This window comes from Alicyclobacillus acidoterrestris (assembly GCF_022674245.1).
In the GTDB taxonomy this organism is placed as follows: domain Bacteria; phylum Bacillota; class Bacilli; order Alicyclobacillales; family Alicyclobacillaceae; genus Alicyclobacillus; species Alicyclobacillus acidoterrestris.
On record NZ_CP080467.1, the window covers coordinates 2,370,142 to 2,387,006 of the forward strand.

General features: G+C 52.9%; 16 protein-coding genes. 3 read left to right on the forward strand and 13 right to left on the reverse strand.

Annotation, left to right across the window (positions count from 1 at the left end; translation table 11 throughout):
* The first annotated feature begins 60 nt into the window (after positions 1-60).
* Complete coding sequence (locus K1I37_RS11320) at positions 61-672, forward strand: TetR/AcrR family transcriptional regulator (protein WP_021296733.1); 612 nt, start codon at positions 61-63, stop codon at positions 670-672.
* 76 nt (positions 673-748) lie between these two features.
* On the opposite strand, the gene K1I37_RS11325 is transcribed toward K1I37_RS11320, so the two are convergent.
* The 4 genes from K1I37_RS11325 to K1I37_RS11340 all read right to left on the reverse strand — a co-directional run bounded on the left by K1I37_RS11325 (position 749) and on the right by K1I37_RS11340 (position 4,789).
* The gene (locus K1I37_RS11325) at positions 749-1,570 is read right to left on the reverse strand and encodes a site-specific integrase (RefSeq protein ID WP_021296734.1); all 822 of its coding nucleotides are present in this window, start codon (positions 1,568-1,570) and stop codon (positions 749-751) included.
* Between the two features lie 384 nt (positions 1,571-1,954).
* On the reverse strand, positions 1,955-2,827 hold the full coding sequence (locus K1I37_RS11330) for an aldo/keto reductase (RefSeq protein ID WP_021296735.1): 873 nt from the start codon (positions 2,825-2,827) through the stop codon (positions 1,955-1,957).
* 146 nt (positions 2,828-2,973) lie between these two features.
* Complete coding sequence (yjjX, locus tag K1I37_RS11335; protein ID WP_021296736.1) at positions 2,974-3,498, reverse strand: inosine/xanthosine triphosphatase; 525 nt, start codon at positions 3,496-3,498, stop codon at positions 2,974-2,976.
* 37 nt (positions 3,499-3,535) lie between these two features.
* Entirely contained in the window at positions 3,536-4,789 is a 1,254-nt protein-coding gene (locus K1I37_RS11340) for an NRAMP family divalent metal transporter (protein ID WP_021296737.1), read from the reverse strand.
* 167 nt (positions 4,790-4,956) lie between these two features.
* Here K1I37_RS11340 and csaA point away from each other — a divergent pair, with 167 nt between their 5' ends.
* Positions 4,957-5,286 (forward strand): chaperone CsaA, encoded by a 330-nt coding sequence (csaA, locus tag K1I37_RS11345; RefSeq protein ID WP_021296738.1) that lies wholly within the window; start codon positions 4,957-4,959, stop codon positions 5,284-5,286.
* Here the strand turns inward: csaA and K1I37_RS11350 are convergent.
* From K1I37_RS11350 to K1I37_RS11380, 7 genes are all read right to left on the reverse strand, one after another.
* Positions 5,276-6,208: an alpha/beta fold hydrolase gene (locus K1I37_RS11350; protein ID WP_236613884.1), complete on the reverse strand. Its 933-nt coding sequence runs from the start codon at positions 6,206-6,208 to the stop codon at positions 5,276-5,278. The two genes, csaA and K1I37_RS11350, sit on opposite strands and share 11 nt — an antisense overlap.
* A 49-nt stretch (positions 6,209-6,257) precedes the next feature.
* A complete protein-coding gene (locus tag K1I37_RS11355) occupies positions 6,258-7,181 on the reverse strand; it encodes a Tle-like phospholipase domain-containing protein (protein WP_021296740.1) in 924 nt (307 codons plus the stop codon).
* Between the two features lie 322 nt (positions 7,182-7,503).
* Positions 7,504-8,232, reverse strand: coding sequence for an alpha/beta hydrolase family protein (locus K1I37_RS11360; protein WP_236613885.1), 729 nt, complete (start codon positions 8,230-8,232; stop codon positions 7,504-7,506).
* On the reverse strand, positions 8,232-9,614 hold the full coding sequence (locus K1I37_RS11365; RefSeq protein WP_021296743.1) for an LpqB family beta-propeller domain-containing protein: 1,383 nt from the start codon (positions 9,612-9,614) through the stop codon (positions 8,232-8,234). Before K1I37_RS11365 ends, K1I37_RS11360 begins: the two co-directional genes overlap by 1 nt.
* Positions 9,615-9,744: 130 nt before the next feature.
* The gene (locus K1I37_RS11370; protein WP_021296744.1) at positions 9,745-9,984 is read right to left on the reverse strand and encodes an RING finger protein; all 240 of its coding nucleotides are present in this window, start codon (positions 9,982-9,984) and stop codon (positions 9,745-9,747) included.
* Between the two features lie 168 nt (positions 9,985-10,152).
* Positions 10,153-12,414 (reverse strand): bifunctional diguanylate cyclase/phosphodiesterase, encoded by a 2,262-nt coding sequence (locus K1I37_RS11375; protein ID WP_021296745.1) that lies wholly within the window; start codon positions 12,412-12,414, stop codon positions 10,153-10,155.
* 131 nt (positions 12,415-12,545) lie between these two features.
* On the reverse strand, positions 12,546-13,928 hold the full coding sequence (locus tag K1I37_RS11380) for a UDP-N-acetylmuramoyl-tripeptide--D-alanyl-D-alanine ligase (protein ID WP_021296746.1): 1,383 nt from the start codon (positions 13,926-13,928) through the stop codon (positions 12,546-12,548).
* A gap of 54 nt (positions 13,929-13,982) precedes the next feature.
* Between K1I37_RS11380 and K1I37_RS11385 the strand changes: the two genes are divergently transcribed.
* Positions 13,983-15,113: a D-alanine--D-alanine ligase gene (locus K1I37_RS11385; protein ID WP_021296747.1), complete on the forward strand. Its 1,131-nt coding sequence runs from the start codon at positions 13,983-13,985 to the stop codon at positions 15,111-15,113.
* A 43-nt stretch (positions 15,114-15,156) separates the two neighbouring features.
* On the opposite strand, the gene K1I37_RS11390 is transcribed toward K1I37_RS11385, so the two are convergent.
* Together K1I37_RS11390 and K1I37_RS11395 are read right to left on the reverse strand one after the other, a co-directional pair.
* Positions 15,157-16,056: a complex I NDUFA9 subunit family protein gene (locus K1I37_RS11390; RefSeq protein ID WP_021296748.1), complete on the reverse strand. Its 900-nt coding sequence runs from the start codon at positions 16,054-16,056 to the stop codon at positions 15,157-15,159.
* A 17-nt stretch (positions 16,057-16,073) separates the two neighbouring features.
* Positions 16,074-16,859 carry a DnaD domain-containing protein gene (locus tag K1I37_RS11395; RefSeq protein WP_021296749.1) on the reverse strand — a complete coding sequence of 262 codons (786 nt, stop codon included), beginning with the start codon at positions 16,857-16,859 and terminating at the stop codon, positions 16,074-16,076.
* Between the last annotated feature and the right edge of the window lie 6 nt (positions 16,860-16,865).

The following is a 16,865-nucleotide window of genomic DNA, read 5'->3' on the forward strand; positions in this document are numbered from 1 at the left end:
TTCCTTAACGCGAGGTTAGACGAGCTTGCTAAGAAATGCAAGACTTTGTAACATGGAGGCATGGACACACGAACGACAAAGCACGTCACGCGCCGCCGCGGTCAACAACTTGAATCCGCGCTACTTGAAGCTGCTTGGGATGAACTCGTGGAGGCTGGCTTCGCGAATTTGACAATGGAGTCCGTCGCCGTGCGGGCTCGTACCGGGATTGCAGTGTTGTATCGTCGATGGGCCAACAAGGATGAACTCGTGTTCGCGGCGCTTCAGCACTACCGGAACGCCAACCCGGTCGAGATCCCGAACACGGGCGCTCTGCGCAGCGACCTCATCGCCCAATTGACAGCCTTGAGTGAAGCACGTGCTGGGTTCTTCGCCATCGCCGCGGCCGCCGCTTTTTCGGGGCTAATGGCCGACACCGGCCTCGCACCCTCGCAGATTCGCGACAAGATTATGGACGCCGAATCGCTCCCGCATGTGAGAATGATTTATCAACGCGCTCACGATCGCGGTGAAATCGATCTCGCGCGGATCCCTGCCGCCGTACTCGCCATGCCGTTCGACCTCGTGCGACATGACATGGTCATGGACCTCAAGCCAGTGCAACCCGAACGCATCCAATCGATAGTCGATGAACTCTTCCTGCCCCTCGTGCAAAATTATCAAACACGATAGTCGCAGCCGCTCCCGCATTTGCACAGGCGCGAGCGGGTATACGACGCCGTTTCAGATCTTCTTTTTGATCGACAACCTACAATCCCAGGTAGTTGGTCAATGTATCGTCCCAGAGATTGGCTTCTCTGATGTACTCGTCGAGCATGGCTCGGCTCTTGTGGCCCGTTTGGTTCATGATGACGCGCGCGTCTGCTTTGTTTCGAGCGCCTTGCGTGGCAGCTCCTGCACGGAGACTGTGGCCTGAGTATTCATGCGCGTTCGGCAATCCCGCACGTTGGGCCGCGTCTTTGACGATCAGTGCCACCATCTGTGGCGACAACCCCTTCTCTGTGATACGCCCTTGGGGTGTGAATCGGCGAAATAGCGGGCCGGCAGAGATACCCGTTCTCTCAATCCACTCCTGTAGGTTGCGGACAGGACAGGTATCCAGGCGCGTTCCATAGCCAATGGCAATTTTTCGCCCAACGCCCATCTGATCCGTTTTGCTATACCGAAGCAGGATTTCCACACCATTTCGCACGAACTTGACGTCTTCACACTGTAAACTGACGATTTCCGATCTGCGAAATGAACCTGCGTAACCAATCAACAAAACCAGTCGATTGCGAAGTCCTAGGAGTGTATCGGGCTGGACGGCAACCATCGCTCGGATATCCTCAATTAGCGTCGCCGCCTTTTTGGTGACCCGCTCACGCTTCTTGTCGTTGCGAATTCCCTTCCAGACCCGCCTGACTGCGTGGGACTCTGTCGGCACGTCCTCGATTCCGCGTCTTCGATGCATTTCTGCAATTGAGGTCATGTGTCGCCGAATGGTACTCCTTTTCCGTCCGACCATAGCTAAATAAGAAATGTATCGGCCGACCGTCACATCGTCGGCAGGAAACGGATTTAACTTCATCGATTCACACCAAGCGACAAATTGCTTCCAATCTTTCAAATAGCTCGTTCGAGTGCTTTTTGAGTTAGCGGATTCTAAAAAATATCTAAGTGATTCATCTATAGTATCCAATGTTTCGGTATTGGATAATTTATTTTGTCGACCATAATTTGTTATGGAAATTTCGTTCATTATTAACACCTACTGTTGGTATCGATAACATCTAATTATCGCTAGTAATGATTTGTAAATAAAACCCACTTTAGAATGTGGGTGTAACATCCAAATGAGGTTGGGAGAACCAAATAGCTATCGTTCGATAGATTCCATATATTGCTTGGTTAAAAAATTGGGTAATATAGGGTTTGTCGCCCGAGTTTATCTCGGGCGACAATGAATGGAAAATTAACGTTGAACGGCGTTCTCGAGTGTTTTGAAATCCTTGTCGCTCAATTCGATACCCGCTGCTGCGATATTTTCTTCCAAGTGGGACAAGGTGGATGTACCTGGAATCGGCAACATGACAGATGAACGCTTGAGCAACCATGCCAAGGCAAGTTGCGATGGCTTCACATTGTGTTGTTTGGCCAACGCGTCAAGCGGGCCACCTTCTTTAGCCAGCTCGCCGGTCGCCAGTGGAAACCAAGGAATAAATCCAATGTTGTTCGCTTCGCAATACTCGAGCAACGGTTCGGCATCCCGATTCGCGACGTTGTACAGGTTTTGTACCGTGACAATGGTCGCGAACTCGCTGGCTGCCTTCACGTCGTCAATCGTGACCTCACTCAAGCCGATGTGGCGAATTTTACCCTCTTTTTGCAGTAAGGCGAGTTCGCCGATTTGATCCGCGAGCGGCACCTTCGGATCAATCCGATGCAATTGCATCAAGTCAATGCGCTCAAGGCCAAGATGGCGCAGGCACAATTCAACTTGTTGGCGCAGGTATTCCGGGCGGCCTACTGGGCGCCAATCGTTCGGGCCGGATCGCGTAAGGCCCACCTTCGTGGCAATCACCAGGTTGTCCGGGTATGGATGCAAGGCCTTTTTGATTAATTTTTCTGCGACAAAGGGACCATATGCGTCCGCTGTGTCGATCAGCGTGACACCGAGTTCCACGGCGCGGCGAAGGACGCGAACAGCTTCGTCCGGATCTTTCGGATCGCCCCAGACACCGGGGCCTGTCAACTGCATCGATCCATAACCTAAGCGATTGACTGGCAGGTCACCGCCAATTGAAAACGATCCTGATGCTGCTGCGGTCACATGATTCGTGCGCATATGTATTCCTCCCCACAAAGCGTGTAATATTAGTCTACTCTATCTTGGTCACCACTCCAAATTTCCATGTGCCTGCTGCGCACTTCATTTTAGGTGACAGAACATATGTTATGTAAATTCGTATGCGTCGATCCGGTTCGAAACATTCATACACCCTCCACTCGACGCAAGTGAGTGGATAACGCACAAATGGTGGCATCCCGGAACATTTGCGCACGGGTGATGTGACCATTGGTGAGAATGCCGATGGTCCCCTCCCGTTTCGCGATGTGCTTGCCTCCTGCCCACTCGTCGATGACATGCCCTAGCTCACGACCGCGACGCACTTCAATGGCCACTTCGTCTGGCAAAAGAATTTGGACACCTGCACCGACGCTGACAAAGCCATCTCGACTGACAACTGCTGCCCAATTGCACAGTAGGAGTCCGTAGGGACCTTCCTCTACACCGCCTTCGAGCCCAACTGCGTAGTCCGCTGACGCCAACGCGATGGCGTGGCGAGCCCGATTCACTGCACCTTTCATCGTTTCATCGTTCGAAAACGGTTGCTCAGACACGTCCGACGGGACGGTTTCGCCGCGAACCTGAACGGATATTCCAAGCGCCTCAAACGCGAGCGCGACCGCATCTATTTTGGCGGGATTCCTCGACCCTACTAGCACGTTCATCATCCAATGAACCTCCCTGAATCACATTTTTATCAATCGATTACACGATGAGTTGGATACCCATATAGACACCGAACAACATGATGATAAGCGAGATGACCCACACGACGTATTTGTAGATTCCCCGCATACGCCACGCCTTCGGCAACACCTTTGCTTCGAGCAGCAGCAAAAAACCTAGTACAATCGGTAAAAGCAGTGCATTCATCACTTCCGTATCCACCGCGAGATTGACTAAATTGATCCCGCTGAAGACGAGAACCGCACCACCGATATGCGCGAGCGAGTAGATGAGGTAAAACCACTTGGCGTCTTTCACTTTGCTATTGACACTGTGCCGAAAGCCAACCACTTCACCAATCCCCCATGCGCCGGCGAGTGACACGACGAGCGCGGCGACAAAACTCGCACCGAGCATCCCCAGTCCGAAAATCACCTTGGCACCCGTTGGGCCCAAAAATGGAAGCAGCCCCTGCGCGATGTCAGCCACGGTGTTGAGAGAACGTTGCGGATTGTGTAGGCCCACGGTCGCTGCAATCATGATCACGACCGCAATCATCACAACCTGCGTCAAAATAGACCCAGCGAACGTGTCCCAGCGAGCGGACTTCAGGTGGCGCATCGTAAGTTTTCTGTCGACGACAGCCGATTGTTGGTAAAAGATCATCCACGGCATAATCACCGCGCCCACATTTGCGGCTAATAGAAACACGTAACTGTGATTGCGAAGAGGGATGGTCGCCAGTCCGTGTAAGAGTTGATGCCCACTCGGATGGGCCATCACAGCAGCTGGTACAAGCAAAAGTTCAAACAGCCCCATAGCAATTCCGATCCGTTCGACGCGCTTGTAGCTTCCAGTAAGACCTAACAAAATCAGGATGATGGTGGCTGCGGATACACTGTATTTCGGCGAGATGCCGAACAGTTCACCAACGCCCGCAATTCCGCTGAACTCGGTGACGAGTGCCCCGATTGCCGAAAGGAAAAGTGTCGAAACGGAGAAAATCGCCCATTTTTGACCGAAGCGCTCACGGATTAACTCGCCGTGTCCCTTGCCCGTCACGACGCCCAAGCGAACGGTAATCTCTTGAACCAAATAGACAATTGGAATGAGAATGAGTTGCGGAAGTACCATTGCGTACCCCCACGCGGCCCCGGACTGGGCTGCGGTGATGATACAGCCGGCGTCCGTGTTTGCCAGCATGACAATAATTCCTGGGCCGAACATGCCTAGCATCCAAAATAGCCGCTTAACCGCGCTTTGGGTTGTGATGTTTTGGGTCATGGAGTCCATGTATCGTAACCTCTTATCTACGAATTCGAACGAATGAAGACACGCAGTTAGTTTACTCTAACCAGAAAGTTAGTGACAATCTTCAACCTTTCGTGAAGTGCGTCCAAATTGTGTAGTTTTATGGCAGAATAGAGGGCGTATTCCGAATTGATTGAGGAGGTACTAGAATGGCTACAATCGAAGACTTTTCGAATCTCGACATCCGCGTTGGCACAATTGTGGATGCAAAACCGTTTACCCGTGCGAAAAAACCGGCGATTAAACTAGAAATAGACTTTGGCCAACTCGGTATCAAGCGTTCGAGCGCGCAGATTACCAAACGCTACGAACCTACCGCGCTCGTAGGGACGCAAGTCATTGCAATCGTGAATTTTCCACCGAGAAATATTGCTGGTTTTTTGTCCGAGGTACTTGTCCTTGGTGGCGTTCCAGAGCCCGGCGATGTCGTTCTGCTTCGCCCGGATGCGACGGTACCCAATGGTACAGTTATTGCGTGATGTTTGACAATCGCGGTACGTGTTCCGCGAGCCAACTGAGAATATCCCTCATGACTTCTTCGCGGTTTTGTTCGTGCAGTAGCTCATGTCGAGCGTCTGGATACAACTTGTAGGATACATGTTCGAGTCCATGCTTCGTGTAGAGTTGAACAAGCCGCTTGATCCCCCGGCCGAAATGCCCAACCGGATCTTTTTCTCCGGCAATGATGAAAATCGGCAAATTTAGAGGGATCTGTCGAATTCGGTCGGGTCGATGTATCTGTTGTAGGGTGCGAAACATGTCGTACATCGAAGCGGTCGTGAGGGAAAATCCGCAATCGCGGTCGCTGAGGTAGAGATCTACCTCGCGTTCGTCGCGGGTCAGCCAATCAAAATTTGTTCGGTTCGGCCGGAAAGCGCGATTGTACGCGCCAAAAATCAGCCATGTCAAAACGACACTGGTTGCAGTACGGCCGTGGATTCTGGCATATCGTCTGGCCAGCCACTTGGCTAGGTGTAGGATTGGCCCTTCCGGCCCGTTGCTTCCGCACAAGATACACGCATCCACGCTTTTGGGGTATTGACTTAAAAGCCCTTGGGCGACAAATGACCCCATGCTGTGCGCGAATAACACGACAGGGCGGTCGGTTGACTGGCGAACCGTTTTGATGACCACGTGGGCATCGTCAATCAACTGTTCGAATCCATTTTCGCCCAAGTCCCCGCGAGATTCGTCATCCACAGACCCGTGACCACGCTGATTATATCCATGAACGAGGTATCCGGCCTTCGCCAACTGCTCGGCAAACGTTTGGTATCGAAGAATGTGTTCACTCATTCCATGAAGAATGACAACGACGCCCACAGGTGACTGGTGCGGTTCAGGCATCCAGCAGCACCCCGTCAGCGTCCGGTTGCCTATTTGGTACGTCGTTTTCTCCATCACGCGGACTCCTCCTTTGCGGGTCGGTCCACGACGATGGGGGCACGGGTTAAGCCTTGTCAGTTTGCGCCTGGACCTTCCCGTAAAAGTAACCGTAGAAGTCAAACATCTGATGTTTGTCATACAGCGACTCGTTTGGCGTGCCATCTTGAATTCTGATTTCGGAGCCGAGTGATGATCCATAGTGGCTAAATACATCACCTTGGAATCGATAATCCTTCACGCGTTGCGCGTCCGTTGGATTCGGGTGAAAGTTCGTGCCAATGGAGTCGAACACTGTGGCGCCTTCAACCTGCCATCCAGCGTATTTGTGTGCGTATTGAAGATACATGTATTGCGCCAGCCATCCGCCCATGGAGTGTCCGGTAAAAATAATGTGATAGTCGCCCGACGGAAGGCTTTTGCGAATGTGGTTCACAAACTGCTCGGCTGGAAGTTCTTGATCTACGATAGGTGGGACATCTAAGTAAATCCCCGCGTCAGAAACAAGGTCCTCGACATCGTTTGTACCACGAAACGCGATGACAATGGTGTTGCCCTTTTGGTATGCCACCCCGTAAAAGCCTACATATTGCTCTTGATTATCCGTTGCGACAATCCGCCAACCGGACAAGTCGGAGAAAAAGTACTGATTTGCTTGCGTGGACGAAAGATGCCAGTCCTTCTGGTTCACCAGGGCTACCTGTTTGTAAATGCCACTTGGCCCTTGACCACGCGCCGCCAGTTCGGCAAGCGAGTGAAGGCTCTCGTGTTGGTATGGGCTTAAATCCGAATAGCACAGATCCGACATTTTCATCAGCACGCCGTCATAAACGCCCCCAGTGTAACTTGTGGACGCATGAGTCGCACTGGCAGGCGCCATGGTTTCATTCCCCACGACTGCGTTGACGGTGATAAATCGAAAAGGAATGATAAGGAGTACGCTGGCGATTGTAAAGCCAACGACTCGTGTCCAATATACGGAACCCTTCATGCGGTACCCATACACCCTTTCAGAGGTCACTCTGCAAAGCGGCTACATTGTGATCGATACCATATTATAGCATACCGCGGCAGTTTGCCGTGTATCTTTTTGTATCCATGTTTGGAATCTGTACGTGGACGTACGCGTGGGGACGCAAAAGTCGCGCTGATGAGGCGTGTGCTGGCATGATTCGCTACATGCGCTCGCTTGGCCACGGACGCGGAGTCAAGCGAGCGATGGACGGCAGAACGGTCATACTGAATGGTTTGTCCGTCATCATGTAGTGCGAACATCGGCTGGAAGTACCAGCACCGATGACTGAGACGGCGCTTTATTCGTTTGGCAGGTGCTCGTCAATATAATCAAAAATCGCTTCTAAACGTTTGATTCGAAGTGAGGGTTTACCATTTCTAGACAGCCCATGACTCGCGTTCGGGATGCGGACAAGTTGCGTTTCCTTCCCTTGGCTCCGAAGCCACGTGTAAAACTGCTCAGCCTGTTCAATCGGACATCGCAGATCATTTTCTGAATGCAGCAACAACAAGGGCGTTGTGACACGCTGCGCGTATTTCAGCGGAGACATCTCCCAAAGTCTCGTTAGATTCTCCTTGGCGCTCTCGACGAGTTGCGATTCCACGAACAAGGGGCCGATGTCCGAGCATCCATAAAACGAAATCCAATTGGAAATCGAGCGTTGCGATACTGCCGCGAAAAACCGATTGGTGTGGCCGATCAACCAATTCGTCATGAAGCCACCGTAGCTGCCGCCTGTCACGGCCACCCGGTTTTTGTCGAGAAAGTCGAATCTCTCAAGCGCGGCGTCAAGGCCGTTGATGACGTCGGCCGCGTCCTGTTCACCATAGTGATGGCGCACCGCGTTGACAAAGGTCTGGCCATAACTCTTTCCCCCACGGGGATTGGTATAGACAATCGCATAGCCGTTTGCGGCAAACCACTGCATCTCGTGGAACATTGCGTAGCCATAATTCAATTGAGGGCCACCGTGGATTTCGAGAATCACTGGATAGGTTTTTCCGGCCTGGAACCCCGCTGGCCGCATCACCCAACCTTGCACCCACCAGTCATCTGCGGAACGGTACCAGAAAGTTCGGGTTCACTGACTTCTACCGTTTCCAGCCAAGCGTCGTTGGGGGCGTAAATCGTTTGCTCAACTTCGAGGAAGTCCGTCGATGGCGTCACTTCCTCCATTCTGTCTTCCGGCATTCGCACTTCTCGACCCGTATATGTAGACGCTCGATGTAGCTCATAAATCACCATGCGGCTAGGGTTGACGGCAGTGGCGTACGCGAACACGAGAGTCGTATTTGCGAGGCCAAATGCATAAATGTCGCGCGTACCCCCTGCGACAATTTCCCCTTGTGGCGTCGAACCGTCGACATGAAACCGAACGACTTCCCCTCGCCCCTCTCGCGTCGAGAGCACGTAGATGTGACGGCCATCTGAGGACCACGTCAGTGAACGGTCGCCAGTATCTGCCCGCAGGTCCGATAAATTCGAATTGGTTAGGTCATCTGGGAAGGACTCCGTGAGATGTGCGCGGACTTCGCCATTTGGACTGAATACATACAATTTCAGATGGGTAGCAGATTGATAGACATTGAATTCGTCATCGTATACGAGGGCCGCAAGCGCGTTGCCGTCCGGGGAAAATTGCAAGTCGTGGAAGATGAACTGATCTGACACCAAGGAAGTCTCGCCAGAAGTCATGTCGTACCGGTACAGGTCGGCGTACCACCACTCAAATTCTCGATTTCGCCCCTTGGTAAAATAGAGCGATGTACCATCTGGTGCGACAGCGAAGGTGCCTATGTCTTGGTCGCCGTATGTGAGTTGAGTAAACGATCCGGTGGCGCAGTCGATGCGCACAAGCTGAGCGTACCGCAGTTGCGACAAACCAACGCCGTCGCGTTTGTAATATAGCTCTTTGTACCGCTTCGGACCCTCTGCCCAGTTCTTGTTGTCCTTTTCAATCGCTTCTTTCGCTTCGGCTGGCGTCATTTCTGCAGGAAAGACCTCGATTTGCGCGTTTTTAGATGCCGGCACCAACGCGTAGACGTATTGACCATCCGGGGACCACCGCAGTTGAGAGATGCCGTGACGAAACGCTGTGATGCGGACAGCTTCTCCGCCAGTCGACGGAATGACCCAGAGCTGTTTTCCAAACGCCCGATTGCTGATAAATGCGATTTGCGAGCCATCTGGAGACCACGCTGCGGCATGATTTGACTTGCCTGCCGTCGTCAACGGTTTGATGGACTGGGTCGTTAAATCTGTGTACATGAGTTGAACTTCGTAGCTATCTTTCTGTATGGATGTGGTTTGCCGGGAAAATACAGCGCGTTTCCCATCCGGAGAAATTTGAATGTCGCCGACTAGCGTAAAGTTTGCAAAGTCATCTACTTGAAATCGCCGTTTCGTCATCGCGGTTACCTCTTTCCACCTGCTGGTAAGGAAGTTTGTATGTTCTTTCAATTATCGCAATACTCCTCTCGTTGTAAAAGGTTGATTTGACTTGGTGCGATAATGTCTGGCGCACAAGTTCTCACATGTGCTACACGTGAAATTTGCGCGTCTTCGAGTTTAGTCTGTCGGTAAGCAGTTGGGAATTCAGGTAATCGCGCGGACTGATAGTGGGGGTTGTAACTGTACTTTCTGCAGCAAATGTGAGGAAAAGCCGTTTTGGCTTGCCGAACTGTTCGATAACCTGCGCTTTGGACATGCCATGTCGCTCGACACAGTGAATGGACGTGAGCTCTTGTAACAGTTCTTTGCATATCGGACAAGTGACCACCTAGCATTCCTCCTTATCGCCTGTTGGGCAATCGGATAGCGGATAGGAACTTTCAGTGATATCAAACAACTTTAGTGTATCGAAAACCCGGACAAAAATGTATTAATTTCTCGTAATTTTTTTGCGTATCTAACAAATCTATGGTGTAGGTTCCCTTCTTCATTCATTTCAGGCAAAATTTCTCACGTTTTCGCACACAATTTTGTTTCCCCCACCATCTTTCGCCATCTGCTTTAATACGCCTGCGTAGGCAGATAGCACCTCTAGGCTCTGAGTGGCATGCGGTGGTTCACAGACGAGTATCGAGATAGACAAAGTCAGGCCCTCTGATTCAATCATTTCGCCACTGCGACTACGGATGTGCCAAAGCCGTTCGCTACTATTCGGCAGGAGCCGATGGACTTCTTGTGTAAACTGCGCTTGAATGGCTGCGGCCAGTTCCCGGTGATACCCAGGTTCCGTTACCACAATAAAATCGTCGCCGCCGATATGTCCGACGAAAGCCTCGTGCACCGGCGCGTTGTGCACGACCTCTTTCAGAACCTCGGCCAGACAGCGAATCATCTGATCTCCCTTTTGAAAGCCAAAGGCGTCGTTGAACCATTTGAAATGGTCGAGATCGATATAGAAAATGCAAAAACCGTCGTCCGAGGAAATTCTGCGCGACAGTTCGACATCAATGCGACGATTCCCTGGCAGTCCTGTAAGTGGATTGGCATCCCGTGCCAACTCCAACTGCGCATTGGTGATGGAACTCAAGATCAGTTGAATGCTGCTTGCGCCGGTCAGTTTGCCATCGCGGGTCACAATAATGAGGTCATAGAGCGTGTCCGCATTTCTCGTCATCGACAGCACGGACGCGTTTTCCACCGACACCGATTCATCCAGAACCAGCGGCTGGTGGTCCATGACTTGGTCAATCTCCCGGTTCCAAAATAGCGAGACGCCATATTTGGTGGCTAATTTGCGGAATAACTTTTCTCGCATCACCAGTCCCAGGGGGTGCGATTGTTCGTCTACGACGACGACACCTGTCACCTGATCATTCTGGTTGAAAAAATTGACGATCTCACTGGCCTTGACCGTTGGCCCAAACGTTTTGGTCGGTTGCGCAATGTCGCCAATGGTGGTGGTCACATGCACATGCGCCTTGTCCGACGTCATCGCACGACGGATGTGAGCGCGCGCCTGTTCGGAGATGGCGGCAGGCTCTGCGGCGGGTCGCCCAAGGCAGTATCCTTGACCATAGGGCACGCCCAACTCTGTAACGCTGACCAGTTCTTCGTAGGTTTCGATGCCTTCAGCAATCACGCGCGAGTCACAAGCCAACGTGGCGTGACACAGCGCTTTGAGTAAGGCTTCCTTGGTCTTGTCCATGTGCACGCCGGCAACAAGGCTCCGGTCAATCTTGATAAAGTCAGGCTGCACCTCTGCAATCGTCTGTAGACTCGAGTAGCCCGCGCCAGCATCGTCGATCGCGATGAGATAACCTTTTTGCCGATAGCGCTGGACAGCTTTGCGAAACGCGATAAAGTCGTCGATGCCGCGCCGCTCAGTCAACTCCAGTACGATGTCGTACGGCTTCAATGCGCGGTGCTCAAGGACGGAGAAGACTTGTTCAATGGCCGCGTGATCTCCGAAAAACATCGAGGTATTAATGTTGAGAAACAGCTTTTGACCTTGGTGAAGTGGTTGATAATGAAGGATAGCCGAGCGCAGCGCGACTTCTTCCAATGCTTCCAACTGCCCTTCGCGCTCGGCAAAGTCGAACAACTGGTTTGGCGATGCAAATTCGCTGTGTTCCGGCGTCCTTGACAACGCCTCATAGCCAAATGCCTCCCCAGTCCACAGGGAGACAATTGGCTGGTAGACGGGTTTGATGCGCCCGCGACTGATGATATCGACCAAGGCTACCTGTCGCGTCCGGTGGTTCGTGTTATCGTCTGACTTCGCTGCAATGAGCGCGCGAACCATGCCCTCATAGACGAGGTCTGTCGGATTCATTCTGCCATCTGGTCGAATCACGGTGGTACCAAAATGGAAGCGGACGTTCTCACTTGTATCGGCAGATACTTGCGTGAACGACGCCACTAGGTCTTGGTGTAGGTGAATCGCCGCTTCGTACAAACGCGTCGATAGATTCCCGTCCGGCACGATGAACTGTACCGCGATAAACACGTGTGTCGAGACGGTTTGTACTGCAAGAATTGAACAGCCAGCGACGAGGCGCACCTCGTCGAGCGCCCGCTGCAAGTCGATATGCCCGCCCCAGAGGCTTCTCGCTTTCGCCTCTGTTTTGGTATCGATATCGAGAAAAATCATCCCTACCGGCTGGCGCGTCACGAGGTCTAAAAGCTCGTCGTCAAAGAAGAGGGACACCGCCCCCTTCGCTCGGAAAGGAAAGTGCTTGAAGCGGGTTCGGACCACCATACGGAAAGCCTCCTAAACGATCTCGCTGCCCATTTTACAAAACGCTTGCAAAGTTTGTGTAAAGGTTGTGCTAAATTTCGTATCGTAGGGTGCGTTCCGAAAAAGTGGCGGCCCGGCTGACGGTTTGTGCCTCAGTCTTTGGAAGTTGGAGATTCCAGCAACCGCTCGACAATCCGTTCAAGTTGCATGCCGCGAGATGCTTTGACGAGTACAGTCGAGTCCTCTTTGACCCAATCAAACAGGCGCTCCATCGCAGTGGATGTGTCGGGCACGTGATGGACGTGTGGCACACCGTGTCGCGTAGCCTCCTCGGCCATCCATTTGGCCGTTTCACCTACACAAACTAATCTGTCTACGGCAAATTCCGCGGCCTTGATGCCCACTTCCCGATGTCCTTGTTCGGTGTAGTCGCCGAGTTCAAACATGTCACCGAGAATGGCTGTACGCGCGCCCCGTGGTGCCAGGGCAGCCAAGACTTCGAGACTCGCCGTCATCGACAACGGACTAGCGTTGTAACAATCGTCGATAATCGTCACGTTGCCTGGCGCCTCTACGACGCGCAGGCGCCCGCTCAATGCCTCCAGACTCGCCAGGCCATCCGCGATTTGCTGTAGCGACAATCCGACCTCCAGACCTACTGCAATGGCGGCCAGCGCGTTTCGCACATTGTGGACGCCAAACGTCGGCAAACTGATGGCATGGCTTTGACCGTTCGCATGTACGGTAAACGTCATTCCTTCGTTTTTCCACTGAATATCAGAGGCAAACACGTCACTCGTATCCGCTAAGCCATACCACACGACGGGGGCTTGCGAAGACGTCGCAATTTTTCGCAACCAGGGATCTTCGGCGTGCAAAATCGCCCGACCGTCTGATGGGAGCGATAGCAATAATTCTCCCTTAGCTTTCGCGATGGCTTCTTGGCTGCCGAGAATTTCGAGGTGGCTATGGCCAATATTCGTGATAATCCCCATGGTAGGCTTGGCGATTTCACAAAGTTGTGCAATCTGCCCAACACCACGCATGCCCATCTCCAAAACGATGGAACGATGTTTCGGTGTTCGCTGTAGAATGGTTAAAGGTAAGCCCAATTCGTTGTTCTGGTTGGCTTTTGTATATAAGCAGTCCCCTAAACGGCCCAGGACGGCGGCGACCATTTCCTTAGTCGACGTCTTCCCATTACTGCCGGTGATACCGATGACAGGGCCAGTAAAGAGAGATCTTTCGTGGGCTGCCAAGCGTTGAATGGCGGTCAGCGGGTGCTCTACGAGGACGATTGGTCCGGCTTGTGTCTTGACGGGCTTGCTCACAATCGTTACACTTGCACCGCAGTCGAAGGCTTGCTCAACGAAGTCATGACCATCGACGCGCTCGCCGACGAACGCGACAAACGCGTCGCCAGGGCGAAGCTGACGATGGTCCACGTTGACGCCGGTGACGAGCGTTTGGTCATCGCCTTGTGTGGAAATTGCACCGACGATGTCCGCCAATTCTCGCAAGGTTATTGGAGTCAAGGATAATCCCTACCTTTTCAACTCAAAATGTTCCTGACAAAGGAGTTGCGATACGTGCCTGTGAAGCGCATTAAAGTTGGTGTCGTATTCGGTGGAAAATCTGGCGAACACGAGGTTTCGCTTCAATCCGCAAAGTCTGTGATGGAGGCACTGAATCCCCATCAGTATACCATTGTGCCCATCGGAATTTCGAAGAGCGGCCGTTGGCATGTCGGAAAGAATGCGATGAAGGCCTTGGAAGAAGAGCAAAAAACCCAAGTCCCATCCGGGTCGTCTGCGAGCTTCATCAATCAACAAGTCGGCGGCTTGACTCCGATTGTCCCGAAATCCCCAGCCGCGCCAGTGCCAGCGACGCTCGCCAGCGATGTCGACGTCGTCATTCCAGTGATGCATGGGACGTACGGCGAAGACGGGTCGATTCAAGGCCTGCTCGAACTGATGGATGTGGCATACGTCGGGGCGGGTGTGCTCGCGTCGGCCGTGGGACTCGACAAAATCGTTATGAAGCAAGTGTTTGGCTCTGTCGGGCTGCCGCAAGTGCGCTACGTAGGGTGTACGCGAAAGACGTGGCAAGCGAGATCGAACGATATTATCCGGGAGATTGAGGAGTCATTCGGCTATCCCTGCTTTGTGAAGCCGGCGAACTTGGGGTCCAGCGTGGGCATCTCGAAGGCGAAAAATCGGTCGGAACTGGAACGTGCCGTGGAATTGGCGGCGCAATACGACCGCAAGGTAATCATCGAAGAAGGCCTCGACGTGCGCGAAGTCGAAGTCGCGGTCCTCGGCAACGATACACCTCAGATCTCGGTTGCTGGTGAGATTGTTCCGTCAAACGAGTTTTACGATTATGACGCAAAATATATCGGCGGGGCATCCAAGCTCATCATTCCAGCGGAGCTCACCGAAGAACAGCGATCCGCCATCGACCGCTACGCGGCCCAAGCGTTTCAAGCGATTGACTGCAGTGGTCTGGCGAGAATCGATTTCTTTATTGAAAAGTCTACAGGCCGCGTGCTGATCAACGAGATCAACACAATGCCAGGCTTCACGCGATACAGTATGTACCCAAAGCTCTGGGAAGCCTCCGGGATGTCTTATGCGAATCTGTTGGATACGTTGATTGAATTGGCTATCGAGCGGAACAACGAGAAGCGAGAACTGCGCCGTAGCTTTGACGTCGAGTAATTTGGCGTAAAAAGGTGGAGCGAAACATACGCTCCACCTTTTTTTATTTTAGAGCGTTACGGGAAATCGAAAAAGGCACTGGTTTAATGTCGAAGATGTCGTATAGCCTATCCCCGTTGGTGCAGACATTGCCTTCTACGAGCATCGTCAACTGATCCATCGTCAGCGGTGGATTACCCATCACGCTCAAGGCGCCCACCAGCGTCTCGATGATTGGCAGTGGAATCTCAATAGACAGCTTCCGACTGCCGAGACCCTCGCGTATTTGGTGCAAAATCTGGCCATATTCCACAATCTCGGGGCCGCCTACGTCAAACGTCTCCCCGATGGTCGTATCCATATCCAACGCTTGCGCGAACACCGCAGACACGGTGCTGGTATGTACCGGCTGCAGAGGAAAACGCCCATGGCCAATGACGGGAAGAACGGGCGCTCGCTTCACCAAAGTGACCAGCTCTTGAACGAAATTCGAACCGGGTCCGCCATCTCCAAACACGACAGACGGACGGAAAATGGTGAACTTTAATCCACTTTGGCGGACGAGTGTCTCCGCCTCCCACTTCGACCGATGGTAGCCGCTTCGGGCGCCAACGCGCGCACCGAGCGCGCTCATGTGCAAAAACCGTCGGACGCCAGCCCGCCGCGCTGCCTCGAGAACGCGCATGGTCCCTTCAACGTGCACGGTCTGCATCGTGACACCCTTGCGGCGATGTTCACGAATAATTCCAACTAAGTGCACGACCGCATCGGCCTGATCGACCCCAATTTGCAGGGCGGTTGCGTCGGACAAATCTCCGGGTATGACCTGCACCCGCGAAGCTAGATCTTTGGGAACACGGGCCTCGTCACGTGCGAGCAATGTGACAACGTGACCGCGTTTCACCAACTCGCGGACAACGGGTACACCAACGTACCCTGTCCCTCCTGTCACAAATACTCGCATTCGGCCTCACGCCCCTATTAGCTTTCTGGGAACAGTTCGTAGAAACTTGCGTACCGCTCATCTCTCGTTGTTTCTTTCGGCGCATTGCTGCGTTCAGTCGCACTTGTAGCGGCACGGCGCTGCGGCGCGGCGTCTTTCGCCTGCGACCGCTTTGGCGCTTGGACATCGCGAATCCGATCCCGATGCTGTTGTCGATACTGCTCCAAATCTTGACGGGACTGAATGTGGTTGCGTTGCCAATCAAAAAGTACCCGGTCGATATACTTGAAACTGTACTTATTCGCCAGTACAGATTCTCGAAGGGCCTCGACGACCATCCATTCAGGGTATCCCTCGGGACCGAGCCACGTGCGGATTTGGTCGCATTCGAGCGCGGACAGCGGGCGCCCGAACTCCTCTTCAAACATCGTTACAGGGTCCTGACGCCAGACGCGGGATTGTGCGGTCGACGACGGAGCCGGTTTCCCGCGCAGACGTTGCCACAATGGCTGCAAGTCGAAATACGTGACGTGCGCACCGCTGTCGTCAAAACGTTCACCGATGCCGAGCAATCCCTCGCGAACCAGCCGTTCGACGGACCACATAATTTCCTTGCTGCTCATTCCACAGAGATCCCCCAAATCTTGAGCAGACAATTCAGTCGTACCGCGGATTTGCCCGCTGGCGAGAATCTGTAAGAGCATAATCATCTCGTGCGCGTGAATGCCTAAGTCGGCATAGTTCTTCAATAAGTCGTACGGTAATGCTACAAAAGGGGTACCCAGAAAGTCCCCGTTCGCAGATTGCCTAGCGGACGGTTTCATAGATTT